The sequence below is a fragment of the Nitrosomonas marina genome (assembly GCF_900111605.1).
GTDB lineage: Bacteria > Pseudomonadota > Gammaproteobacteria > Burkholderiales > Nitrosomonadaceae > Nitrosomonas > Nitrosomonas marina_A.
In genome coordinates, this window is record NZ_FOIA01000001.1 from 85,300 (window position 1) to 110,900 (window position 25,601).

General features: G+C 46.0%; 21 protein-coding genes. 7 read left to right on the plus strand and 14 right to left on the minus strand.

The window, feature by feature from the left end; all coding sequences use genetic code 11:
• Positions 1-36: 36 nt before the first annotated feature.
• Complete coding sequence (locus BMY62_RS00360; RefSeq protein WP_090654963.1) at positions 37-1,212, minus strand: hypothetical protein; 1,176 nt, start codon at positions 1,210-1,212, stop codon at positions 37-39.
• Between the two features lie 282 nt (positions 1,213-1,494).
• Here BMY62_RS00360 and BMY62_RS00365 point away from each other — a divergent pair, with 282 nt between their 5' ends.
• Positions 1,495-2,412 carry a malate dehydrogenase gene (locus BMY62_RS00365; RefSeq protein ID WP_090654965.1) on the plus strand — a complete coding sequence of 306 codons (918 nt, stop codon included), beginning with the start codon at positions 1,495-1,497 and terminating at the stop codon, positions 2,410-2,412.
• 97 nt (positions 2,413-2,509) lie between these two features.
• Here BMY62_RS00365 and BMY62_RS00370 read toward each other — a convergent pair whose 3' ends face one another.
• The 6 genes from BMY62_RS00370 to BMY62_RS00395 form a co-directional block, all read right to left on the minus strand.
• On the minus strand, positions 2,510-3,169 hold the full coding sequence (locus tag BMY62_RS00370) for a peroxiredoxin (protein ID WP_090654968.1): 660 nt from the start codon (positions 3,167-3,169) through the stop codon (positions 2,510-2,512).
• Positions 3,170-3,354: 185 nt separating this feature from the next.
• The gene (locus tag BMY62_RS00375) at positions 3,355-3,555 is read right to left on the minus strand and encodes a YjfB family protein (RefSeq protein ID WP_090633204.1); all 201 of its coding nucleotides are present in this window, start codon (positions 3,553-3,555) and stop codon (positions 3,355-3,357) included.
• Between the two features lie 122 nt (positions 3,556-3,677).
• On the minus strand, positions 3,678-4,283 hold the full coding sequence (locus BMY62_RS00380; RefSeq protein WP_090654970.1) for a hypothetical protein: 606 nt from the start codon (positions 4,281-4,283) through the stop codon (positions 3,678-3,680).
• 178 nt (positions 4,284-4,461) lie between these two features.
• The gene (locus BMY62_RS16040; protein WP_177170246.1) at positions 4,462-4,704 is read right to left on the minus strand and encodes a hypothetical protein; all 243 of its coding nucleotides are present in this window, start codon (positions 4,702-4,704) and stop codon (positions 4,462-4,464) included.
• Positions 4,705-4,933: 229 nt separating this feature from the next.
• A complete protein-coding gene (gene ubiE / locus BMY62_RS00390; protein ID WP_090654976.1) occupies positions 4,934-5,668 on the minus strand; it encodes a bifunctional demethylmenaquinone methyltransferase/2-methoxy-6-polyprenyl-1,4-benzoquinol methylase UbiE in 735 nt (244 codons plus the stop codon).
• 66 nt (positions 5,669-5,734) lie between these two features.
• A complete protein-coding gene (locus tag BMY62_RS00395) occupies positions 5,735-6,151 on the minus strand; it encodes a gamma-butyrobetaine hydroxylase family protein (protein ID WP_090654978.1) in 417 nt (138 codons plus the stop codon).
• Positions 6,152-6,378: 227 nt separating this feature from the next.
• Between BMY62_RS00395 and phoR the strand changes: the two genes are divergently transcribed.
• The 3 genes from phoR (at position 6,379) to BMY62_RS00410 (ending at position 11,826) form a co-directional block, all read left to right on the plus strand.
• Positions 6,379-7,683, plus strand: coding sequence for a phosphate regulon sensor histidine kinase PhoR (gene phoR / locus BMY62_RS00400; RefSeq protein WP_090655294.1), 1,305 nt, complete (start codon positions 6,379-6,381; stop codon positions 7,681-7,683).
• A gap of 314 nt (positions 7,684-7,997) precedes the next feature.
• Complete coding sequence (locus BMY62_RS00405) at positions 7,998-10,355, plus strand: fatty acid cis/trans isomerase (protein ID WP_177170247.1); 2,358 nt, start codon at positions 7,998-8,000, stop codon at positions 10,353-10,355.
• Positions 10,356-10,671: 316 nt separating this feature from the next.
• Positions 10,672-11,826, plus strand: a complete 1,155-nt coding sequence (locus BMY62_RS00410) for a cation diffusion facilitator family transporter (protein WP_090654984.1) — start codon at positions 10,672-10,674, stop codon at positions 11,824-11,826.
• A gap of 21 nt (positions 11,827-11,847) precedes the next feature.
• Here BMY62_RS00410 and BMY62_RS00415 read toward each other — a convergent pair whose 3' ends face one another.
• The 4 genes from BMY62_RS00415 to BMY62_RS00430 are packed head-to-tail and all read right to left on the minus strand — an operon-like array spanning position 11,848 to position 14,883.
• Positions 11,848-12,369, minus strand: a complete 522-nt coding sequence (locus BMY62_RS00415; protein WP_256207364.1) for a hypothetical protein — start codon at positions 12,367-12,369, stop codon at positions 11,848-11,850.
• A 13-nt stretch (positions 12,370-12,382) separates the two neighbouring features.
• The gene (gene rsgA / locus BMY62_RS00420) at positions 12,383-13,270 is read right to left on the minus strand and encodes a ribosome small subunit-dependent GTPase A (RefSeq protein WP_256207365.1); all 888 of its coding nucleotides are present in this window, start codon (positions 13,268-13,270) and stop codon (positions 12,383-12,385) included.
• Complete coding sequence (locus BMY62_RS00425; protein ID WP_090654986.1) at positions 13,267-13,596, minus strand: 4a-hydroxytetrahydrobiopterin dehydratase; 330 nt, start codon at positions 13,594-13,596, stop codon at positions 13,267-13,269. The genes rsgA and BMY62_RS00425 overlap by 4 nt, the downstream gene beginning before the upstream one ends.
• A gap of 27 nt (positions 13,597-13,623) precedes the next feature.
• Complete coding sequence (locus tag BMY62_RS00430; RefSeq protein WP_090654989.1) at positions 13,624-14,883, minus strand: M48 family metallopeptidase; 1,260 nt, start codon at positions 14,881-14,883, stop codon at positions 13,624-13,626.
• A 100-nt stretch (positions 14,884-14,983) separates the two neighbouring features.
• Between BMY62_RS00430 and orn the strand changes: the two genes are divergently transcribed.
• On the plus strand, positions 14,984-15,535 hold the full coding sequence (gene orn, locus BMY62_RS00435; RefSeq protein ID WP_090654992.1) for an oligoribonuclease: 552 nt from the start codon (positions 14,984-14,986) through the stop codon (positions 15,533-15,535).
• 163 nt (positions 15,536-15,698) lie between these two features.
• Entirely contained in the window at positions 15,699-16,268 is a 570-nt protein-coding gene (locus BMY62_RS00440; RefSeq protein WP_090654995.1) for a hypothetical protein, read from the plus strand.
• A 126-nt stretch (positions 16,269-16,394) separates the two neighbouring features.
• On the opposite strand, the gene BMY62_RS00445 is transcribed toward BMY62_RS00440, so the two are convergent.
• The 3 genes from BMY62_RS00445 to BMY62_RS00465 all read right to left on the minus strand — a co-directional run bounded on the left by BMY62_RS00445 (position 16,395) and on the right by BMY62_RS00465 (position 24,302).
• Complete coding sequence (locus BMY62_RS00445) at positions 16,395-17,651, minus strand: efflux RND transporter periplasmic adaptor subunit (protein WP_090654998.1); 1,257 nt, start codon at positions 17,649-17,651, stop codon at positions 16,395-16,397.
• A gap of 27 nt (positions 17,652-17,678) precedes the next feature.
• Positions 17,679-22,115: a CusA/CzcA family heavy metal efflux RND transporter gene (locus BMY62_RS00450; RefSeq protein ID WP_090655001.1), complete on the minus strand. Its 4,437-nt coding sequence runs from the start codon at positions 22,113-22,115 to the stop codon at positions 17,679-17,681.
• A 795-nt stretch (positions 22,116-22,910) separates the two neighbouring features.
• Complete coding sequence (locus tag BMY62_RS00465) at positions 22,911-24,302, minus strand: M16 family metallopeptidase (protein WP_090655301.1); 1,392 nt, start codon at positions 24,300-24,302, stop codon at positions 22,911-22,913.
• A 79-nt stretch (positions 24,303-24,381) separates the two neighbouring features.
• Here BMY62_RS00465 and ftsY point away from each other — a divergent pair, with 79 nt between their 5' ends.
• Positions 24,382-25,518 (plus strand): signal recognition particle-docking protein FtsY, encoded by a 1,137-nt coding sequence (ftsY, locus tag BMY62_RS00470; protein WP_090655009.1) that lies wholly within the window; start codon positions 24,382-24,384, stop codon positions 25,516-25,518.
• The last annotated feature ends 83 nt before the right edge of the window (positions 25,519-25,601 follow it).

A 25,601-nucleotide genomic window follows, 5' to 3' on the forward strand; every position in this document is an offset into this window, starting at 1 on the left:
AACATTAAATAAAGCATCAAGTCAATTGAATCTGTATTACGCCCAAAATTCAAGACCTGTTTGGGACAGCCCTACAAGATCGATATTGTCCTGGTTAAGCGTGGTCTCTGCTGCCAATATGCCAATTGATGAGATGGTATGCTCGCCAGAATCCAGCAATCCGACAAAATACGTTGCTTCGGCCGAAGAAGGCGTGGTCCCTGTAACATTCTGATATAACAGTTGAACAACCGCATTGTGATCAGTTGCACTGTTTCCGAGGGCTGCATTGATTGCATACTGTGAGAGTGTTTCATAGCTTGTGCCGTTATCCAGTAAGCGCAATCCGGCGGCAGCCAGCTGTTTGTTCGTAATGGATGACTGACCGAAAATGGCGCCCATTAATTTTGCGGTGTTGCCGGCATTGCCGCTCAGGTCGAGCGCCAGGGAAGTATCCGAAAATGTTATGCGCTCAATATCAATGAGCGTATCTGTTCCGTCAGTTCCGTTTCTCAAATGGTCCACTGACCAGTGTCCTTCCGCAACTTTTATGATCTCATAATCCGTAGATTGACCGTTATAGGCTGCTGTGTCGATAGCTGCGTTTCCGATCAATGTGTCATTTCCGCCAGCACCGGTCAGCAGGTCTTTCCCTGGGCCACCTTCAATATGTTCGGCGGCACTGTGATTGGCTATAAATGGCGTTTCGAAACTTGCAAATAGTTCCATATAATCATTGGCAGATGTTCCGTTAGCATCTTCAGGGCTGAAAACAGCGCCTGACAGAAGATACCCTTTCAGGCCAGCAGTATCCGACGAACTGCTTCCGGCGCCAATCAGATGGGCAGCTGCCAGCATTCCCGAGGCGCTGATCAGTTGCTCATTGAGTATTTGACCTTCGTACTTATCAAGTTCCAGAAATTGTATTCTGTTCCACAGAATTTCTTGCCAGTCACGGATGATTAACTCCTGAACCGTACCATTATCGAAGTAATCCTGTTTGCTTCTGATGCCGTTTTTTCCAGACCAGTTGCCGGTCCAGTCGTTTCTGAACAGATTGCTGTCGCTGCCGTCAATACCGTAGTATCCCAAATCGAACAAGGCTGCTTCCCCGAATTGATACTTGCCTATGAAGCCGAATGAATTTTCCGCATCATAATTTTGAGCGCCGCCGGGAATGCTGGATGATTCTTTGAATCCAAGCGTGTCTATGAAATCCTGGTATGTGTTCATTATCGGGTATGTGTGCGGTTCGTTATCAAAAGAGGCGTAATGACATGGCCTGGCTATATTCAGAATTATTCATTATATTGAAAACTGATCCGGCGACAAGCACTGGAACTGTCAGTGCAGGTTGTGCATTTGGCGTATGAAGGCATAAAATTTACTGCACGGAATGCTGACATTACTATAATGACTGGCAATCAGAACACGGCTTGATATGAGAAATCAGATGTTGGCGGAAGTTATTTTCTTTATTATTCGACGATTTATTATCATTGAAGTGAACTCAATATGAAAATTTCGATTATCGGAGTCGGCAATGTCGGTTCGACAATAGCTTATGCCGTGGTGCTAAAGGGCTTATGCAACCATCTGGTGCTCGCTGGCCGCAATGTTACCAAAGCGCAGGGGGATGCGCTTGATTTGCTGCATACCCTGTCATTTTGTGAACGACCGATGACCATTGAAAGCAGCGCCATTGAGGAAGTCAGAGACAGTGACATTCTTGTGATAACCGCTTCGGCGAAAGGCAGGGGAAAAATGACCAGCCGAATGGAGTTGGGAGCTGGCAATGTGAAACTGTTTAAAAAAATGATGCCACCGCTGATACAGAATAATCCTGCTGCCATTATTGTGATTATTTCAAATCCCGTCGATGTATTGACGTACCTGACGACTCAGATAGCCGGATTGCCGTCTTCAAGGATCATGGGAATCGGTACGCTTGTTGATTCAGCACGCTTTAGAGTGTTGCTTTCACATGAAGAAAAGATTCATCCCGATGATCTGCGTACGTATATTCTGGGTGAGCATGGACCAAATCAGTTTCCCGTATTCAGTAATGCTTTTGCAGGCAGTGAGCGTATAGACGATAATCCTGAACATCGGAGAATTTTTGAAGAGGTGACCAAAGCGGGTTTTGATGTGTACAACCTGAAAGGGTATACCAACTTTGCGATTGCAACTGCAACCTGTGAAGTGCTCAAGGCCATTGTATTTGATGATCACCGGACGATGCCCTTAAGCATCTACTTCAGGGAATGGCAGGGTATTGAGGATAACTGCTTCAGCATTCCTGTGGTTGTTGGACGTACTGGCGTAATACGGCATTTGCAACCCAAATTGAACCAGGTGGAAAAAACTGCTTTGGAGAAAACTGCCAAATTGATTAAACAAAATATTAACCGTTTGATTCACAATAAAAAATAATGATGTTTTAATTTCTTGTCCTCAAGTAGCTGACCGGGCAGGATGTTTGTACAAAGCAATTGATCCTGCTCGGTGTGTCAAGTTTGTTGTGCAGCCTTTATTTCGGTTGCTTCACTTTTCTAAGATATGGCTTGACGGTTTCCCATCCATCCGGATAGATCTTTCCGGCTTCTTCATTGCTGACTGCGGGTACGATGATCACGTCTTCGCCTTGCTGCCAGTTGACCGGTGTTGCAACCTTGTGTTTTGCGGTCAGTTGCATGGAATCAATTGCGCGTAGAATTTCATTGAAATTCCGACCTGTTGTCATGGGATAGGTCATCATCAGTTTGATGTTTTTATCGGGCCCAATGACAAATACCGAACGCACTGTCGCATTAGTCAATGCTGTGCGACCTTCAGCCGAACCGGCTTCATCAGCCGGAAACATATTATACAACTTTGCTACCTTCAGGTCGGTGTCCGCTATGACCGGATACTGGACCTGCGCCTTGCCAACCTCTTCAACATCTTTCAACCATTGCTTGTGATCATCCAGTGGATCGATGCTCAGACCGATGATTTTGGTGTTGCGCTTGTCAAATTCAGACTGAATACTGGCCATATAACCCAGTTCTGTAGTACAGACAGGGGTAAAATCCTTCGGGTGCGAAAATAAAACAGCCCAGCTGTCTCCTATCCATTCGTGAAAATCAATCCTGCCCTGTGTTGTATCAACCTGAAAATTGGGTGCCTGATCGTTTATGCGAAGCGCCATCCTTTAACTCCTTTGCTCAGTTCTGTTCATGTTTATAAAGTAATTGGTTCGTAATAACACAGCAAAGTGTAACCCGACTGGATTTGCTGAACAAATAAAAAGAGTGTGCGGATTCCGGATGAAACAAAAAAAACGCTGCAGAGCAGCGCCATTAGAATGTTTTTTTTTAGAATGCTTGATTTGTTTTAGGCCGTAGTATTGATATTTTGTCCTAAATGTGAAGGCAAGTGTTGCGCGGATGTGTTTTCTGGAATTGCTTCTATCAGCGCCATTGCATTGTCGGCACTGATATCGAGCGCTTTTTTCAGAACGGCTGTACCTGATGCTTGCTGGATGAAAGCTTCATTCATCGAAGTAGCCGTGTTAGCGATATTGGTAACATCCATAAGTTATCTCCTGCTGTAATCCGGGACTATTACACTCGTTACGGCATTAATCGCACCAGGGTTAAGGAGTTGCCGGCAAAAAAGTGTATAGACGGCCATTGAAATGGTCATGCTCACCAGTCTTAGATGTATTTTCTTAGAAAAGGCGGTAAAAAATTTCTCAAGTTATCCCGCCAGTCATGACCTACAATAACAGGGACCCGCACCAGGTAATGAATATTCTCCGGACTGGTTCCATCCAGATAAATAACGTAATGTCCGATTTCGTCAAGCCTGAATGCATGCGTAATGACGCCTGACGGATGGGGTCGAGCAGGTACGGAAAGAATTTCACGTTCTTCAACAGTTTCGTCGGCAACATAGACGAGTTTTGCCAGGCGCATGGCCAGTGGTACATTACGGGAAGAATCCGGGTGCAGCAGATCTATTGAAATATTCAGCATGCCCGGCTGCGGTATCTTGCCGCACTGGACTGGAATATAAGGCGTTCTGGGTTCGTCCTCAGAAATTTCATACTCATCGGAAAGATAATAGCTGGAATAACCGATGGTCAATGTTTCCGTTTCCACTGTGCAGGTGTTGCCACGAAAGCCTTTTGGATATGTGTCGGATGAATCTCCCTGTGAACTGACTTGCAATAACGCGCCTAATGCGATAAAAGCAGCAAAAATCCCGGCACCGGCAATCATCTGAAATTTGCGTGTTGATGCTTTGGCCCTAGTCTGCATGATTATCCTTTATAAATAATGCGAAATTGGGCATTTTATATCAAGGCTGCAGCGGGCGTCGTTTTATTCAGCTGTTATTCAGCTTCGCATCCATACAATTAGGCCATAACGTATGACGGTATGGAGGTGCGCAAGATGAAAACAAAAACAAATACGAGTGTTCGCTGTTCAGGCTGCTTCATTGCAGTACTGCTAGGTTTTGCATTGACGATTCCGACGCTTGCTGAAGCAGGCAGGTGGCATCGACATCATAATCACCACCATCATCATCACCATGGCCACCATCATCATGGTCATCATCATTTTTACCCAGGTGGCTATGCGCCGATTTACAACCAACCGATTTTTTCAAGGCCGGGTTATGTCTACAATTATTATCCTGCCCCTGTTTATGCCCCAGCTCCCGTCTATGCTTATCCACCCAACGTCGTGATGGATATTCATACGGGAGCAGGACATTTTTTCTTTAGATACTGACCAGACCAGAGTTCTGTACGGAATAGAATAAGCTCCGTAAGAATATTTTAGTTTTTTACTTTTAATCTCTCCTGTTGTTGCTTGAAGTCAAAACGCCGTCTAAGGACGGCGTTTTTTTTACTAAAATCAGGAAGAAGTATTATATCGGTTACCCGGATTTCCGGTTATGAAGTTTAAAATTTGTACCCTCGGTGCAGGGCCACAATTCCTGCAGCCAGGTTGAAATACTCAACGCGTTCAAAGCCGGTCTCTTCCATCATCTCCTTGAGTGTTTCCTGTGATGGATGCACGCGTATCGATTCTGCAAGGTAACGATAACTATCCGAGTCGTTGGCAAACACTTTACCCATGACAGGAAGCAATTTGAATGAGTATGTGTCATACGCTGGTCGTAAAGGTTCCCAGACTTTCGAGAACTCCAGGACAATAACGGTGCCACCCGGTTTGATGGTTCGAAGCATTTCTTTGAGCGCAATTTCTTTATGTGTCATGTTACGCAATCCAAATGCAACACTGACACAGTTAAAATAATTGTCTGGGAAGGGCAACTTTTCTGCATCGCATTGTGCTGCAGGTACAGGGTGACCTTCATCGAGAAGGCGGTCGCGCCCGATTGATAGCATGGAGTTATTAATATCGGTTAACCAGACTTCGCCTGTATCGCCAACCTGTTTTAAAAAAAGCGCACTCATATCGCCTGTGCCGCCGGCTATATCCAGAACCTTGTCGCCGGTTTTGACGCCGCTGACTTCGATAGCGAACCGTTTCCAGTAACGATGTAATCCAGCGGACATGAGATCATTCATCAGATTGTAACGTTCGGCTACAGAGTGAAAAACATCGGCAACCTTGTCGGCTTTTTCTGTCTCGGAAACGGTATTGAAACCGAAATGCGTGGTTTTCGTCATAATAGTTTAAATGAATAAGGTTAAGATCCTGAAGTTAAATACATCGATGGTAATCTTATGTACTGTTCAGTGATGTCGACAGGTTTGATGGTCCGTCGGACGATCAGTTTCAGAATCACGCGTTGCGTTTGCTTCTTCTAAACGTTGAAGATATTGTTGCCACATTTTATCCTGATTGAGTCCATATTTATAGAGCAGATCCCAGGAATATAAACCGGTGTTGTGTCCGTCGCTGAAAAACAGCTGAATGGCATAATGGCCGACTGGCTCAATTTTAAGTATATTGACGCCTTTTTTGCCAGTTTGCAGGATTTCCTGGCCAAAACCATGACCGCTGACTTCGGCCGACGGTGAGTGAACGCGTAAAAACTCGCAGGTGTATTGAAATTTTTTGCCATCGGAAAAGGTGATTTCCAGTATTCTGGATTGCTTGTGTAGCTTAATTTCTGTAGGAACGGGTGAATTTTTTGTTAAACCTGTCATATCTGATATCTGCGTAATGAGTTTTATAGATTAGGTTGTCGACATTAGTCCATAGCTGCAAAACACATCATACTTGGGTTTGCGGATTTGTAAATAACAAGCGTAAATAACAAACACGATCAAAGGCATGATCTTACAAAGTATTAACCATTCGAAAATATTGCAACTGACACCTATTGATTTAAATACAATCCACAACTGCAGTACATTTTATAAAGGGCTTGCATGTGTTTAGTTACTGGCGGCGGCTGGGAAGCGTATTGTTAATTGCGTTGATTGCGTTATTGATCGGCTTGTTCACTGAAACACTGATTGGATTGTCGGTTTTCAGCATCAGCTTGTTATGGCTGGTGGTGCATCATACAAAACATCTGGCGGCGCTGGAACAATGGTTGCTTATATCAGATCATACGCCGTCCAGCATTCCAGCCGGTTCAGGGATCTGGGATAATATATTTGCGCTGTTGGCGCGGTATGTGCGTACGCAAAACCAAAGCCGGCAATTAATTAATCTCGAGTTGAAACAGTTGCAGAGCGTAACTGCTGCAATGCCGGATGGTATTGTCATTCTGGACGAGCGAGATCATATTGAATGGTGTGATCCGGTTGCCGAAAAACATCTGGGTATTAATCTGGAGTTGGATATTGGGCATCAGATTACCAATATGGTCCGTCAACGGTCGTTTGTTGAATATCTGGCCGCCAGAAAGTACAACAAACCACTGGTTCTGAAACAAATGCGTCATCACCGTTTGACATTGTTAATGCAACTCGTGCCGTATGGAAACAAGCAGAAGCTGCTGATCAGTCGTGATATTACGAGCTATGAAAGAATCGAGGCCATGCGGCGTGATTTTATTGCCAATGTGTCACATGAATTGCGCACACCGCTCACGGTAATCATAGGTTATCTGGAGATGTTGACTGCTGATCCGGAAATGGACATGGAAATGCAAAATCAGGCTTTGAGTGCAATGACCGAGCAGACATTGCGTATGCAACATCTTGTTGAAGATCTGTTAACGCTTTCACGACTGGAAGACAGCCTAAACAAATTAACCGAGAGTACCGTGGATATCGTGCCCATGCTTTACGAGCTGCGCCGTGAAGCCGAGTCATTAAGCAGCGGCAGGCATACTGTCAAAATAAGCGTTGACAGTGAAGATCAAATTCTGGCCAGTCGTGAAGAACTGCGCAGCGCATTCAGTAATTTAATCAGTAACGCAATTCGATATACACCCGAGGGCGGTGAAATAGGAATACGCTGGACTGTCAGCAACGGTAAAGGCTTGTTTACAGTATGGGATACCGGTGTGGGAATTGAACCTGAACATATTCCACGATTGACCGAGCGTTTTTACCGCGTTGACAGCAGCCGGTCAAGAGAGACAGGTGGTACCGGTCTCGGGCTTGCAATCGTCAAACATATTCTGAATCGACATCAGGCGCGGCTCAAAATTAAAAGCGAAGTCGGTAAAGGCAGTGAATTCAGTATCGAATTTCCGGAAAAAAGAGTGGTTACAAAGTCATGACACCAGGGTGCATAAGATTCAAAAGCCATTAAGCGAGGTTGTAATATTCAGGGTAGTGTTTGCTCCTGCCCTGGAATAGCAGGTACTGAGCAGATCTGAAATGTACTTGCCGTCTGGTTGTTCGGCTGGGAACAAGCGTGTTGTGCGGCATAGTATCAGCTCGCCATTGATCGGCAATAGTCTGAAATGCGCAACCACACACTTTGTGATCAAGTAAAATTTGGGCTCTATGTTATCCGTGCCGGAATAACAAGAAAATATTGTATTAGTGATTCGTTAAGATAAACAGATTGTGTCAAAGGGAAAAACCAACATTGAAAAACATTATCTTGCTTGTTATTTGTTTTTTACTGCCGGCATGCAGTGTTGATCAGCCAGCTGGTTCCGCTTCGCTACCGAATCGGTATGTTTCACCTGAATCGGAACAGGGGCGGTTGTACCGGGATCGTATTCAGCCAGTACTGGAAAAGCGCTGTGTGGTTTGTCATGGCTGCTACGATGCGCCTTGTCAGGTTAATCTGGCATCAGCGCAAGGCATCGATCGTGGTGCAAATAAGCAGATAATTTATAACGGTACTCGATTAACTGCCGATCCTTTAACGCGTTTGTTTGAAGACGCACATACTTTACAGGAATGGCGGGAAAAAGAATTTTATCCGGTGTTAAACGAGGATCCGGGGGGAGACCACTTGCAGGACAGCCTGCTTTATCAGATGCTGATGCTAAAAAAGTACAATCCCCTCAACGAAGTTGTCAAACACAATGAACGCCTGCCTGCAGAATTGTTTAACTTCTCGATCGATCCGGAAAATATCTGCCCAAATATGGATCAATTTGAAGATTTCGCCCAGTCCCGTCCATACTGGGGCATGCCTTATGGCTTGCCACCGATTGAACCCGCAGAGTTGAAAATACTGGAAAATTGGTTACAGATTGGTGCGCCTCTGACAGCGTTGCCGGAACTGGATGCCGTCTATCAGGACCAGATTCATATCTGGGAAGCCTTTTTGAACGGAGTAACCGCTAAACAGCGTCTGGTAGCGCGTTATATTTATGAACACCTGTTTTTGGGGCACCTGTATTTTGAAGATCTGGAACTCAACAACAGCAATATCCGGGCTTATTTCAGAATCGTGCGCTCACGGACGCCGCCGGGTGAGCCTGTCAGTATTGTCAGTACGCGCAGGCCATACGATGACCCGGAAATCGGGACAGTTTACTACCGTTTGCAAAGAGTCGAAAGCAGTGTTGTCGCAAAAAACCATCTACCGTATGCTTTAAGCAATAGGCGTTTGCAGCGCTTCGAGACGCTGTTTTTTGATACGCCATACAGCGTAAAGGAACTGCCTGGCTATGATCCCGAGCTGGCTTCGAATCCATTCAAAACGTTTACCGAAATTCCAGCCAATATTCGTTACCGCTTTATGCTGGAGCACGCCAAATTTACTATAAACGGGTTTATCAAGGGGGCCGTCTGTCGTGGACAGGTTGCCCTAAATGTAATCAATGATCATTTCTGGGTGTTTTTTGTCAACCCCGATCAGGAAGCGCTGACCGGTATCGATCGGTTTTTAACAAAACACAGCGAACAGTTAAAAATTCCTCCTGAGCGGGAGAGTAATGCCGGTATTATCAGTCACTGGACCGAATATTCAGATTTGCAGGCAACCTACCTGAAAGAAAAAAGCGAGAGACTCAATGAGCTTCTAAAAGAACGTGATGAAAGATTCGACCTCGATTGGGTCTGGGATGGCGATGGACAGAACTGGAATGCCGCGTTGACCGTTTTTAGACACTTTGACAGTGCCACTGTGGTCGAGGGTCTGGTAGGGCGGCCACCCAAAACGGCATGGTTGATCGATTACCCTATTCTGGAACGTATTCATTATCTGCTGGTCGCAGGTTTCGACGTTTACGGTAATGTCGGCCACCAGCTGTCGACGCGTCTCTATATGGATTTTTTACGAATGGAAAGTGAATTCAATTTTCTGGCCCTGTTGCCGGGGGATACACGTACCGCATTGCGTGAGCACTGGTATCGGGGTGCCAAGGACAGGGTGAAACAATATGTGTATGGGCATGCGCAGTTACGTACTGAACCGGAAATTACATACCCGGACGGAAATCAAGCCAAGGCGTATTTATATGATCAGCTGCAGCAAAAGTTATCTGGTATCCTGTCCAATCGATATGATCTTGAAAACGAAACGGTGCCGGAACGACACAGACAGATTTTAAAAAAACTGCATGAGTTCAGGGGAGGAGCGGCAAGTATACTGCCGGAGATGGGATTGTTAATGGTGGCTGATCACGATCGCCAGAATCTGGTTTATACAATTTTGCGTAACAGTGCGCACACACATATCACCAGTCTCTTGTTTGAACAGAACAACCGTGTGCCGGAAGAAGATTATGTTACTGTGTTACCCGGTTTCGTTGGTGCTTATCCGGATGCATTATGGCAGGTTGAATCCGGAACACTTGAAGATTTTGTAACCCATGTGAGCCAATTGGAAAATGAAGAGGACTACCATCATTTGATGAGTATGTATGGTATTCGACGATCGCATGAGCATTTCTGGCAATTCAGTGATCATTTGCATAAAATATTTCAATTGACAGACCCTGTTGAATATGGGGCACTGGATTATAATCGCATTGAGAACCGCTAAATATAAGTAACAATCGGCAGAGATGCACGCAATCAAAATTTGAAATAATTGTATGTTGACAGAAACAGCTTGAACAATTCAGCTTCTGTGCTTCTGAATATGCCTGATATCCAGGCGAATTCCGCAGAGCCATTGACTCGGGCGCTTTGCGATTGTGGCCTGAACCTGTTTTGCAAGCTTCAACGTCAGGATGTTGCCAAAGCTGTTTCAAACCTCTGTCGGTCACAGCAATCCTGTTGGCATGATATCAAGTCGTTTGGCCTGAAGTTTAGCTGCAGAGTGCTGTCTCATTTCAATCATAATCAATGCGCCGGGAATGAACTCTAATTCAACCATACCATCGCGGCAGAGACGCTACCGCGATATTCGTAAAGTAACGCTGATCGGCTCCGTCATCGATTTTTTGCTGGGTGTTGTTAAAGTGATATTCGGCTGGCTGGCAAATTCACAAGCGTTGATTGCGGATGGGATTCATTCCTTTTCCGATGTGTTTACAGACTTTTTTGTACTGTATGCCGCCAAGCATGCGCACAAGGCGGCGGACGAAAAACACCCTTACGGCCATGGACGTATCGAGACACTTGCAACGGTCGCGCTTGGTATCGTATTGATAGCGGTTGCCTGCGGTGTCGCCTATGATTCCATTCACCGTCTTAGTGAATCAGAAAACTTGCCGGTACCCGGTGGTCTGGCACTGGCCGTGGCCATCCTGTCAATCATCTCCAAAGAATGGATCTATCGATATACGGTTGCTGCTGCGCGGCGACTGCGTTCTGATATGCTGATGGCAAATGCATGGCATAGCCGTTCGGACGCGATTTCGTCAATTGTTGTCATGCTGGGAATTGCGGGTGCCATGTATGGACAGCCATATCTGGATGCGGTTGCTGCTGTGGTTGTAGCCGTGATGATAGCCAAAATCGGCTTTGATCTCGTGCGTTCCAGTTCACTGGAATTGATAGATACGGCGCTGGATCGAGAGGAGGTCAATGCAATTCGCAAGCATATATTTGATGTAAAAGGGGTGCGTTCGATGCATATGTTACGTTCACGAAAAAGTGCCGGCAATGCGATCATTGATGTACACATTCAGGTTGATCCCTTGCTGAGCGTATCGGAAGGACACCAAATCGGCGATACTGTCCGCAGGCGCCTGCTTGATGCAATAGATGTCGTGTCGGATGTAACCGTGCATATCGACCCGGAAGATGACGAATCCGGTTCGCCATGTGATAATCTGCCAAACCGGGAACAAGTCATTGAGGCGTTGAAACAATGCTGGCCGCACCTGCCTGTTTCGGCAATAGAAGGAGTGGTGCTGCATTATCTGTCCGGTGAGATCAAAATTGAACTGGACCTGCCGCTCTCGATTGTACATGATACACAGGAGGCCCGTGAACTGGTCTCTCAGCTGAGAAACGCCTGCGCGTTGTCGTATGCCAGTGATATCCAGGTCCGGTTCAAAGTCTAAACAGGCGTAATCCAGTCCGCCTTAATCGTCATGCTTTCTTCCATGCCTCCGGTCATGCCTGCGATGCTTGTCGTTTTTGTCGTGTCTGTCAAAATCGTAATGACGGTCATTATCTTTGTGACGGTGCTTGTCACGGTAATCATCAGCATGCTTGTTTCCATATCGGTGTTGAAGCGTATTGTGTCGATGATATTGAGGAACATAAATATTGTTGTACCATCGTTCACGAACAAAGAAGACAGGCCGGTTGCAGGCGTTATATTGATAGCAATAGCGGTGCCACAGTCTGACGTGGCCGGGCGGTACATGCAAATAAATGGGTTGTTGGACAATATGTACGGATGGTCTGTGAATAATAACCGGCTCAGTGTAAATTAGTTCAGGTGCTGGAAAAAATTCACCTAGATGTATCTCTCCGTAAAAACCAAGCTGACCGATTCTGAGCGAAATGCCCAAATCGGCTGTAACTGGCCGTACCGGGCTCATGGCGACCATCGCCGCCAAAAGGATGCAGCGTATCGTCGTGCGGTTGATCAAATGCATGGAATTGTTCCTGTCAGTGTTGTTGCAGTTTCTGATAATACATCAGTCGCCTGTCACTGATCTTACCATTCTCTGCTGCAATAATGAGCGCGCATCCTGGTTCATTGAGGTGCCGGCAATTATGAAATCTGCAATGTCCGATATAAGGGCGGAATTCGATAAAACACCACGCAATGTCTTCATTACTGACATGATGCAGCCCGAATGCCTGAATACCTGGTGAATCAATGATAGCGCTGTCCGCGTCAAGATGATAAAGGCGCGAATGGGTCGTAGTGTGACAACCAGAATCCAGTGCCGTTGAAATATCCGCTGTGGCACGTTGTGCACCGGGAACCAGCGCATTGAGCAGTGTCGATTTGCCCATTCCGGATTGACCGGCCAGTACGCTCAAGTGATTTTTAAGATAAGGCTTTAGTGGTGAAATATTTTGTATTGCGCTGACCCTGATCAGCGGATAGCCTATAGCTTCGTACAGCGACAGGGTTTCTGTGGCATTTTGTGTTGGTTCGGTCAGATCGGTCTTGTTCAATACGAGGATGGAGCGAATTTTCTGGCTTTCGGCAGCGATGAGACAGCGATTTACGAGTTCTTCACTGTAACTGGGTACTGCGGCAACGACTATAATGATTTGCGATACATTGGCTGCAATGATTTTTTCCTTGAAAGCATCGCTGCGATACAAAAGTGTTTTGCGAGGATGTAAGGCCTCGATAACACCCTGGTCAGTTCCGGTCGCCCTGATTGTTACCTTGTCGCCGCAAGCAACGCCTCCTTTCTTGCCACGCATTACACACGATAGCAGCTCTCCCTCGGCTGTTTCTACCGAGTAGTGCCTGCCAAAAACGGCGATAACCAGACCTGTCTGATGTGAGCTGCCGTGCGGTTGAAACGCGTTCAAATGCTGAACAGCTTGTCTATTTTGGCGGCGCAGATGAAGTCATTTTCAGACAGGCCGCCAATGGCATGTGTGGTATATGTGACTTCACACCGGTTATAGCTGACGGTCATGTCAGGATGATGATCCTCCCGATGTGAGACCCATGCTACGGCATTGACGAAAGCCATGGTTTGATAATAGTTCTTGAAAGAATAGGTTTTGGTAATTTGCTTTTCCTGTAAATGCCATTCGTCGAGTTGCTGTAGTAATTTCGCCGCAGCTTCGGCGTTTAGCGGTGCGACGCCGCCTTCACAGGGTTTGCATTGCTTGGTTGTAAGATCATTCATACATTCAATTTTGCGTAGATTTAAGATTTAAGGTTGTAACTGATTTTGCAGATGCGCTACCCGAATGGAAGCTGGCGGGTGCGAATCGTAAAAAGTCGAGTGTAACGGATCGGGTGTCAAGGTAGCGGCATTATCCTGGTAGAGCTTAACCAGTGCGCTGATCAGATTATCAGCAGATGCATTTTTGGCAGCATAGGCATCGGCTTCAAATTCGTGCTTGCGTGAATAAATGCTCGAAACCGGATGAAACAGGAAGGTAAATACAGGCATTACAAGAAAAAAAAGCAGCAACGCCATCGCAGGCGCAGGTACCGAAGTACCGGTTACACCCAGGCCTTCATAAAACCAGGGTTGATTCATCAGATAACCGAGAAGCCAGAAGAATGCCAGACTTAGTACGAACGAGAGAGCAATCCTTTTGATCACATGGCGGTGTTTGAAATGCCCGAGTTCGTGTGCTAAAACAGCTTCAATTTCCCTGGGTTCGAGGCTTGAGAGCAACGTGTCAAAAAAGACTATGCGTTTGGTTTTACCAAATCCGGTAAAATACGCATTGCCATGTTTGCTGCGGCGTGAGCCATCCATTACAAACAGGCCACTGGACTTAAAACCGCATTTTTTCATCAGTTGCTCGATGCGCGTTTTAAGCGACTCGTCTTCAAGTGGAGTAAATCGATTGAACAGAGGTGCAATCCAGGTCGGGAAAATGGCCAGTAAAAATAAATTGAATGCCATCCATCCCGCCCAGGCGTAGAGCCACCAGAATTCGCCGGTTTTTTCCATCAGCCACAGAATGGCAAATAGCAGGGGCATGCCTAACAAGGCCATCAGCAGACCTTGTTTGATCAAGTCGGCAAAAAACATGGCTGGAGTCATTTTATTGAAACCGAACCGTTCCTCGATGACAAAAATCCGGTAATAACTCAACGGTATTTCCACCAGGCTCATGATCAGGAACGTACTCATGATCAGGGCCATGCCGTGAATGATCGGATCATTGAACCATTCTGACCAATAATGACTGATAGCATCCAATCCACCGCCCAGCGTCAGAATCAGCAATATTCCTGCATGCAGAAAAATACCGGGATAACCGGCACGAGTTTTTGCGCAGGTATAATCAGCTGCCTTGCGGTGATCAGAAAGGCTGATCTTGCTGGCAAATTCCTCGGGGACTCTGTTCTGATGCGCACGTACATGACGGATATGCCGTGATGACAGCCATGCCTGAATCGAAACGGTCAATAATAAAACAGTGATAAAAATCAAGGTAAATGATTGCATCATGGTTATTTTCTAAGTAATCGATATTGAAAGTGACGTTGTGATACCGTTTGTGACAAAATAAAACAGATTACATTCATTAATTCTGACTTTTTGTTTAATTATGGCACAAGATAACAATAATCATAACCTTATTTGGATTGATATGGAGATGACCGGTCTTGATCCGGATAAAGACCGAATCATTGAGGTCGCGATTGTCATTACCGACGGACAGCTCAATATGCTTGCCGAAAGTCCTGTTCTGGTTGTTTCTCAATCAAATGCAGTGCTTGAGGGTATGGACAAGTGGAACCGGTCGACGCATGCAAAATCAGGTCTGATTGGCAAGGTCAAAACGTCAACAATGACGGAGACCGATGTGGAAACACAAATGCTGTCTTTCCTGCGGCAACATGTACCCTCTGGTGCTTCACCCATGTGCGGCAATTCAATTTGCCAGGATCGCCGCTTTATGGCACGCTGGATGCCGGAACTTGAAGCGTATTTTCACTACCGCAATCTGGATGTCAGCACGCTCAAAGAACTTGTCAAACGCTGGAAGCCTGAAATCGCTTCAGGATTGAAAAAAGAAAGCAAACACGAAGCATTGGCCGATATTTATGATTCTATCAATGAACTCAAGTATTACCGGGAACATTTTATTGCTATATAACAAGCGATGATATCGCTGCTGTACATGCCGGAATCATAATCAACGATTGATCATTATTGACTCGGTCGAAGCAGTTTTTTATGCCGACGTGTTATTAAATGTGGCTCGGAAAGCATGCTATTATTTTTTCGTATCAGTACATTCACTTACAAGGAGAACAAACATGTCCGACTCTAAACGCTTAATTTCAGTGTCTGCGGCAGCAGCTTTATTTGTATTTACGCTGAACCTGCCTTCTGTCATGGCGCATAGTCCAGGTCTTGATGATGACCATCATCATGATCAGGATTCATGTGAAATGTGTGAAAAGAAAATATCCAAAATGGATGCTGATGGAGATGGCAAAATCAGCAGAAGAGAATTCATGAAATTTCAGGGCGAGAAATTTAACAAACATGATTTGAATAATGATCGTTTTCTGGATATGGACGAGATCCACTGGATGATGGAAGACATGCACGCACAAATGAAAAAGGATCATGATCACGGTGAGAAGCATGACAAAGATAACGCTGATCATGGACACGGACACGGACACGGACACGGTCATGGACACGGAGACGAAAAAGAGGGTGCGCATGGGCACGGACACGGCCATGGTCATGGTCATGAAAAAGAACATGGTGAAAAACAAGAACATGATCATGAAGAGATTGAACATTCACCGCATGGAAGTCATGGTGAGGCGACACATGACGGTGATGATGAACAGGATGCGCACATGAATCACTGAATCAATTCCATGTAGTCGATTCAATGATCATCATTCAGTACCACCGGCTAGTCTGGTGGTATTTGATCATAAGGAAGCTAAAGGAAATTTGTTCGCATCTAAACTAATACAGCTGAGCCAATACAATTAATGCGCGTGAGAGGTTTCGCTTTTGTTTATTTCCGCAATCAGGTAATAGGCATTGTTCCATGCCACCTTGGCATTGTCCGGGAATGATTCGACTGGAAATAGTTCAATCCACCCATCATCCGAAATACCCGTTCTGACCTCGACAGGCCTGAAAATCCATTCCATTTTCCCATTTTGACGGTGAGGTTCCGCAGAGAAAATAAACGATTTTCCGTCGTCTGTGACAACAGCACTTTCCGGCAGCGCAGTGACAGACGAGTTTTCGATATGGATTTCACCGGAAATATACATGCCTGGAATCATGAGGCTGTGTTTTTGTTCAATTTCTGCATGCACATGGACAGCCCTGGGCGTTTGCTCAAAATTCTTTCCGACCGCAAAGATTCGTGCGGATATTGTTTTCCCCGGGAGAGATTCAACTCTGAATGATACTTGCTGGCCTTCACGAACTTGAGAAACGTTTTTTTCAAACACCATCAGGTCAGCGTGAATATGCTCCAGATTCATGATCATAAACAATGTAGCATTGGGGTCGACAAATTGTCCCAGTTGTATCAGCACCTTTTCGATGTTGCCGTCAATCGGGCTGACGACAGGGACGCTTTGCAGAATTTTTCCGGTTCTGACCTGCCTGGCATCAATATTCAGCTGTACTAATTGCGCCTCATATCCTGCGATTTCACCTTTCATTGCCAGGTAATCTGCTTTTGCCTGTTGAAATGCTTTGGCAGAGCCGACACCTGCCTCAAAAAGGTGTTCTTCACGCAGATATTCCTTTTTCAGGAACTGCATTTGATTATAGACACGTATGTAAGCTGCCTGAAGATTGGTCAGATTGGGGTGTGAGAGATAAGCCAGCACCTGACCTTTGTGTACTTTTTCTCCTTCTATCACTTCGATTGCAGTGACGTTTGCGCCCAGAATTGCTGTAACGGTGGCTCTGTGTTGTGGAAACAGGGCAAGCCTGCCGTTTACTTTAATTTTTCCTGAAAGTGAGCGAACAGGTAAAGTGTCGATCCTGATGTCCAGGTTGGCGAGCATCAATTCAGACAAATGCACCTCATTGATTTCTTGGTGCATATGCATAGAGTCCGTTTTGCTGTGACGATCAAATTCCTTGACATCGGAATGATGGTGCTTGTGTCCGTTTTCTGCTTTCGGCGCAGGGCGATCGTAAGTCTGTTGGTAACAGCCGGATACGGACAGAATAATCAGCATCAAGTAAGCAAGCAGGGACAGTTTGTATTGGCTCATTTAATTCGTTCTTTATTCAAAAAATTTTCAGTGTGTTGTTTTCAAGAAGTATTCCAGTTGAAAGCGGCTGTCCAGATAATTGCCAAAGGCATTCCATGAATCGATTTCAACACGTATCGCCTCGCGCATATTTTGCAAAAATGTGACGTAGTCGATTGCGCCTTGCCTGTATGCAAACAGCGCGCCTTCTTGTTGTTCCTGTGCCATGGGAAGTGCTGTTTGCTGATAGTATCGCCATGAATTCAACCATTTGGTGTATTGTTCGCGAATACTTTGATATGCAGTATTCAGTTCCCGTTGCGTTTGCCGAAGATTCTGGGTTGCGATTGAACGTTGAATTTTGGCCGATTGTGACCTTCCCAGTTCCGGGCCGAAAAACAGCGGAATCTGAATGCCTGCCTGGAACTGGTGAAAGCCGCCCGGTAGTCCTGTAATCTCCTGTTTGCCGTACATCAGGTTGAATTTTGGCATAAACTGCGCTTTTCTTTCATTGACAGCTGCGTCAGCTACACTGATTTGTTGTTTGGAAACATCCAATAATGGGTGATTTTCCAAAGCACCGGCCGTTGATTCAAGCGGTGTATCCAGTTGATGCGCCGGCGTGTCAGGGACGTTAAAAAATGTTTCGGTGACAAACCATAGGTTGAGTTTCTGTATTGCGCTCAGATAATCACGATAGGCCTGTTCTTTTAATATCTGCACTTGGTTTCCCTGGTTCGTTGTCGCCAGGTATTCCAGTCTGGAGGTTGCGCCAACCTCAAACCGTATACTGGCTGCCCGTTTGATATCCTTGAAGATTGAATCAAGGCGTGTGTACACCTTATAGTTTTTTTGGGCTGTATAGGCCTCGGCCCAGGCCCGGCTGACTTCACGCTCCACCTCTATAACAGAGAGTCTAAACACACTTTCAGCCAATCCTATTCGCTTTTCTTGAAGTTTTAGTTTGGGCGATACACCGAATACATCGATCTGACGTTGCTGTATGCCGATTTGGGTGTAAACGCCTTGCGCTTTACCAATTTCTTCTCCACCGGTAAAAATGGACGTGTTGCCCAGGTTCCAGGCAGTCTTTTTTAAAACTTTCTGGTTTTCTATTTCTAGTTTCGCAGCCTGGATTTTTGGAAAATTTTCAACGGCAAGTCGTTGGGCATCGTCCAGCGTGATCGTTTGTTCGCTTCCGGATGGGTGTGTTGGTGCTGGCATCGCTGTGGCGGCGTACAATGAAACGAATAACAGGAGCAAAATGGACATTGGTTTTCTCGATTTTGAGATTAGAGTTTTTTCGCGGCTCTTCTTCTCTGTCCCTTTTGGGGTTTCAGCACCATGGGTTTCAACAATCGCATACAATACCGGCAGCACGACCAGTGTAAACAGCGCGGACGATAATAGACCTCCTATGACAACGGTGGATAGTGGATGCTGGATTTCAGAACCTGCCGTAACGGCAAGTGCCATTGGCATAAAACCAACAATATCTGTTGTATCAGCGAGCAGGATGGGTCTGATTCGCTCTTTGGTGCCGATAAGAATGCGTTGTTTGATATGGGTGATTCCTTCCGCTTTTAATGTGTTGAAACGATCTATGAGTACCAGATCGTCAAGCACGGCGATGCCAAAAACAACAATAAAACCAATGCCGGCAGAAATACTGAAGGGCATGTCTCGTATCCATAGTGCGAATACACCGCCAATTGCAGCCAGTGGAACACCGGTGAAGATTATCAGGGAGTGGGAAATTGACCTCAGGGCAAAGTAGAGCAGTAAAAAAACCATGAATAAAACAATGGGAACAAGTACAGTTAGTCTCTGTTTTGCGCTGAGCAGGTTCTCGTATTCGCCGCCATAAGTAAGGTAGTATCCAGGCGGCAAATCCAGCTCGGTATTCAGCTTTTGCTGGATATCCCTGACCACGGATTCGACATCGCGCCCTCGGGTGTTGACGCCTACATAGATTCTTCGATAGGCATTGTCGCGTGAAATTTGCATGGGTCCCTGCGCGTAATTGATATCCGCCAGTTCCTGGAGCGGAATTTGATGGCCATTGGGCAGGTCCACGTAAAGATTGCGTAAATCATCAATACTTTTCTGGTAGGCAGGATCAAAGCGTATAACCATTTCAAAGCGCTTCTCGCCTTCCAGTATGATGCCTGCAACACCGCCGGCAAATGCCGTATTGATATATTCATTCAGCTTCTCAATATTCAATTCGTACTGAGCGAGTTTCTCCCGGTTGTAACGCACGGTCATTTGGGCAAGACCGGTAATTCTCTCAGGGCTGACATCACCCACCCCGGGCACCGTTTGGATGATTTTTGCCATTTGTTCAACTTTCTGTGCCAGTACACCAAGATCATCACCGTACAACTTTACAGCAATATCTTCTCGAACTCCGGTTAACAGCTCGTTGAAACGAAGCTCAACCGGCTGACTGAAAACCAGGTTGACACCCACAAGCCTGCTATCGAGCAGAGTTTTTATTTTTTCTATGAGCGCATCCTTTGAATTTGCGGAAATCCACTGACTGGTGTCTTTTTCCAGAATGATGAACATGTCGGCGATATCCATTGGCATTGGGTCGGTCGGAATATCGGAGACCCCAATTCTGGATAAAACGGTTTGAATCTCAGGGAAATTCTCCAGCAGAAGGTTTTCTATTTTGTTGGAAACCTCGATGGCTTCAGTGAGGCTGCTACCCGGTCTGATCAATGCCTGCATTGCTATGTCACCCTCGTCCAGCTGGGGTATAAACACGCCGCCCATTCTGGAAAAAACAAAACCGGCCGAGCCGAATAGGGATATCGCGACAATGATGACAATTGTTTTATGTCGCAAGGCGCTTTTCAGCAATGGCCGGTAAGCGTAATGAAATCCGCCCACAATACGGTTACCGCAATTCTCGAGTCGCTTGCCCCATTTTTCATGCCGGCTTCCTTTGTTTTTTGTCGGCTTTAAAAGCAGGGCGGACATCATCGGAACGTAAGTCAGGCACAGCAGGATGGCGCCCAGCATGGCGAAGCCAAGCGTATAAGCCATGGGATGGAACATTTTGCCTTCAATGCCGGTCAGCGACAGGATGGGAATAAACACAATCAAAATAATCAGCTGGCCAAAAAACGCTGTTTTCATCATGGTGCTACCTGCGTTATAGGCGATGTCATCCATGACATCCTGACTGATTGCGAAAGTATTCGACCTGAGCTGCTTCTGAATTTCAAAAACGGTTCGTTCGACTATGATGACGACGCCATCGACAATGATCCCGAAATCAATAGCGCCCAGGCTGATCAGGTTGCCTGATACATCGAACAGGCGCATCATGATAAAAGCAAACAGCAGTGATAAAGGAATGGCGCTGGCGGTAATAATCCCGCCGCGTATACTGCCTAACAGTATGACCAGGACAAAAATGACAATGAGTGCGCCTTCTGTAAGATTCTGGGTGACAGTTGAGGTGGTCCTTTCTATCAATGCGCTTCTATCCAGAAACGGTTTGATTTCAATACTTTCTGGCAGAGATTTTTGAATTTCACCGATGCGTTCCTGAACATTGTGAATAACGGCGTTTGAATTGGAACCTCGCAGCATCATTATCATGCCGCCAACCGCTTCTCTGCCATCCTGTGTAAAAGCGCCGTAGCGCACCTGGTGGCCAAAGTGTACTTTTTCTGCAATATCTCTGATTAAAACAGGAATGCCATTTTCATTTTTTATGAAGATATTTTGGATGTCGTCGAGTGAACGTACCAGTCCTTCGCCGCGGATAAAATTAGCCATGTTGTGTTTTTCAATATACGCCCCGCCGGTATTGGCATTGTTGCGACGTAGCGCTTCAAACACCTCGGAAATGGAAATATTGTTGGCGTTCAGTCGTTCAGGGTTGATGGCAATTTCGTATTGCTTAATTTTTCCGCCGAAGGAATTGATTCCCACGACGCCATCCACCAGCGCCATTTGTCGTTTTACAATCCAGTCTTGAATAGTGCGCAATTCCGTGGGTGAAAAGGCGGCTTCGTAACCCGGTTTGGGTTGAAGGGTATACTGATATATTTCACCCAGGCCCGTTGTGATAGGGCCCATATATGGGTTTCCAAACTGTTTTGGAATCTGTTGCCTGACAGTGTTCAGTTTTTCCTGGACCAGCTGGCGTGGCAGGTAAATTCCCATATCATCCTCAAAGACGATAGTTACAACTGAAAGGCCAAAACGTGAGATGGACCGGATTTCCACAACACCGGGCAGATTGGCCATTGCCAGTTCAACCGGAAAGGTGACAAATCGTTCGATGTCCTCGGTCGCCAGATTTTGAGACACCGTGATGACCTGCACCTGATTATTAGTGATGTCTGGCAGTGAACCAAGATTCATGGTGAACATGGAATAAACGCCAGCACATATTAGGCTGACTGTCATCAAACCCACAATCAGTTTGTTCTTGATTGAAAAATATATGATGTTATTGATCATTATTCGGCTCTTTTGACGGAAAAGAAGTATTGATGCGGGCAGTTATTTTTCAGGTAATACGTACTGGCACGAATGCCAGACTTAACATTCACGCAACACTGAACCTGTTATAAGCTGCAGGGATTGTGCTACAACCGTAACAGTCAATTTCAGTCTGTCTGAAGTTGGGCCAACCTGTACCGCAGCTTCATGCAGTAAATGAAATATGCAGTGTGCAATTGATATTCCGGCACCCTTTGAACAAGCTGGCTGGAACACGCCATCAGTTTTCTGAGGGAGCAGCAGGTATCCCGGTGTGTGCAACAATCTGTTAGCTGCGGTCGGAGATTCGAGGAGGGCGAAACAGAGAATATGCGGGGGTGTCTGATATCAGCTCAGAAATGAATTCATCAAAAACTTCTGTAATTGCAGGGAGCAGGGAATACAGTGGTTTTGTCAGGAAAAAGGGCTGTTGTGCAGTACTGAGGCATACGCCGGATGATACTGCTAATTCGGTTTCTGCAGAAAAATCCTGGGGTGGGTTATTTGTATGTGTTTTCTGGGTGATTGGATGTAAATGCTGATGATCATTGTCCAGGACGTGCATAAAAATCTCGCCTTGAAAGGCCCACGCCAGTGAATTAGACACCAGTGCACAGAGAAATATTAACAGTACGCAATTGATGAAAAAATGATTATTCGTCATGAACGAGCGTAAGTCTTTTGTGAATGCAATAAAATGATCAACGCGCTGCACTCACAGTGGAATTCCTGATTCCAAAACGAGACTGACGTAAATTTTCAATGATGTCAATTTCAATGACGCAATCCTTCGGATACTTTGCCTGGCTCTTTATGCTCCAGAGGTTGGGGTTCAAGTACGGCGACGGTGAGTCGGTCATCATCAAAATATTTTTCCGCAACCATGCGAATTTGATCTGCGGTTACTGTCTGCAGTTTCTCAAGTATGAGATCAATATCCCGGTAGGAGAGTCCGATACTTTCCAATCTGCCAATCTGCATAGTCTGTGCGAAAATGGAATCGAGTTGATAAACTTGGCTGGCGATAACCTGGGCCTTCACTCGATTTAATTCTTCATCGGTCACCTTATTTTCTATCATTTGCTTGATTTCCGTACGAAATGCCTGCTCCAGTTCTTCAGCAGTTTTTCCGGGGCTAGGTGTACCGCCAAGCAAAAACATGCTTTGGCCACGGCCGGTCGCTGTATAGCTGGCGCTTACAGAGTTGGCGATTTGAAGTCCGCGCACCAGTGATTTATTCAGTCTGGCAGATGCATGTCCGTCAAGTATGCTTTCAAGTACCTCGAGTGCGAAAGGCTCCCAGTCCTCGTCAGGATCATGTATAACCGGTGTATGATATCCCATGAGCAGATAAGGCAATTCAGCCGGCGCCTTGACGGTGATACGTTTAATACCAAGCTGGGGTGGCTCGGTCTGCGGTTTGCGCTTGTCCAGTGAGAGTACAGGGCGTGCCGGTATCTTGCCATAATACCGCTGTGCCAGCGTTTTTACTTCGCCAGGATTGACGTCACCGGTAATAACGAGTACCGCGTTGTTGGGTGTATACCAGCGGTCATACCATGTTTGTGCATCTTCGACGGTCATGTTCTCAAGATCGTTCATCCAGCCGATGACCGGGCGACGGTATGGGTGAGACTGATAAGCGGTTGCCAGCATTTTCTCAAATAACAATGAACGCGCCTGGTCATCGGTCCTAAGCCGTCGTTCTTCCATAACAACTTTGATTTCTTTGGAAAATTCTTCTTCAGTTAGCTTCAGGTTTTGCATGCGATCTGCTTCAAGCTCCATGGAGAGCGGCAAAAAATCCTTATGCAGTTGTTGAAAATAACCGGTATAGTCGCGGCTGGTGAAAGCATTGTCACGTCCGCCGGCAGCAGCGATACGCTTGGAAAATTCTCCACCGGGGATTTTCTCAGTACCTTTGAACATCATGTGCTCAAGAACATGTGCTACACCTGTTACACCGTTTGTTTCGTCGACGCTGCCGGCTTTATACATCAATAGCGACACAACAACAGGTGAGCGATGATCTTCCTTGACAACCAGTTTCAAGCCATTTTCGAGTATGTATTCATGTGGATTTGCACTTAGGGGACTTGCCACCCAGTATTGGGATATCATCAGCAATGCGATGATCGAAAAAGTTTTACAGTAAACTGGCTTCATTTTTGCTAACCTAATATGATCAAACAGAATAAAATTAGTATGTGAATGTATTATAGCAATCAGGACAGAGCCTACCAGAATGTTTAATTTTTTTAAATCCAAAAAGAAAGAATCCGAACATGCCAGTCAGACTGAAGAGTCGGCCAGAAAAAATGACACTGCTGAAACAGAAAGCCATTTTTTCGAAGATGATCAATCTAAATTAGTTCAAACTGATCAACCGGAAACGCTGCCGGATTCTGTCGCTGAATCCGGAACCCAGACACGGGATGAATCCAGTCCGCTCAGTTTCGCGGGAAAAATTCGTCTGGGATTGACACGAACTCGCCAGAATCTGGGTAGACAATTGTCCGGTTTGTTTGGCGGTGGCGGAAAAATTGATGAAGAACTGTATGAAGAATTGGAGACCATCCTGTTGACGGCAGATACAGGCGTCAATGCGACAACCCAATTACTTGAGGATCTTCGTGTACAAGTCAAAAAGAAGGGGTTGACAGAAGCGGCGGAGCTGAAGACAGCATTGAAGGAGTCCCTGGTAGGTATGCTAAAACCACTGGAAAAATCCCTAGATACCACATCAAACAAGCCGTTTGTTATTATGATTACTGGTGTGAACGGAGTGGGCAAGACGACGTCAATCGGCAAGCTGGCCAAATATTTTCAGGCACGTGGACAATCAGTGTTACTTGCAGCTGGAGATACATTTCGTGCTGCTGCCCGTGAACAACTGATCGCGTGGGGAGAGCGAAACAGTGTGACGGTGATTGCACCTGACAGTGATTCCGCTAAAAAAAGCGACCCGGCGGCAGTAATTTTCGATGCCATTAATGCGGCAAAGGCCCGCGAAATAGATATTGTTTTGGCGGACACTGCAGGTCGCTTGACGACACAACTGCATTTGATGGAGGAAATCAAAAAGGTAAAACGCGTAATTGCCAAGGCCATGCCGAATGCGCCGCATGAAGTTATGCTGGTGCTGGATGCCAACACCGGACAAAATGCGGTGACGCAGGTACGTGCATTTGACGAGGCACTGAATGTCACGGGTCTTATCCTGACCAAGCTCGATGGTACGGCAAAAGGCGGTGTGGTTGCAGCTATACGCGGTCAGTACACTCAAAACCCGCCTGCATTGCGATTTATCGGTGTAGGAGAAGGTGTCGACGATCTCCGGCCCTTTAATGCGGAAGAGTTTGTCGACGCCATGTTTGACTAGCCGGTGGTGTTTTCGGCTGATCTGTTGTGTAAGTACTGTGTTTGTCACAGAATTTAGTCATGTTTAAAGACTGCTCGTCTCCG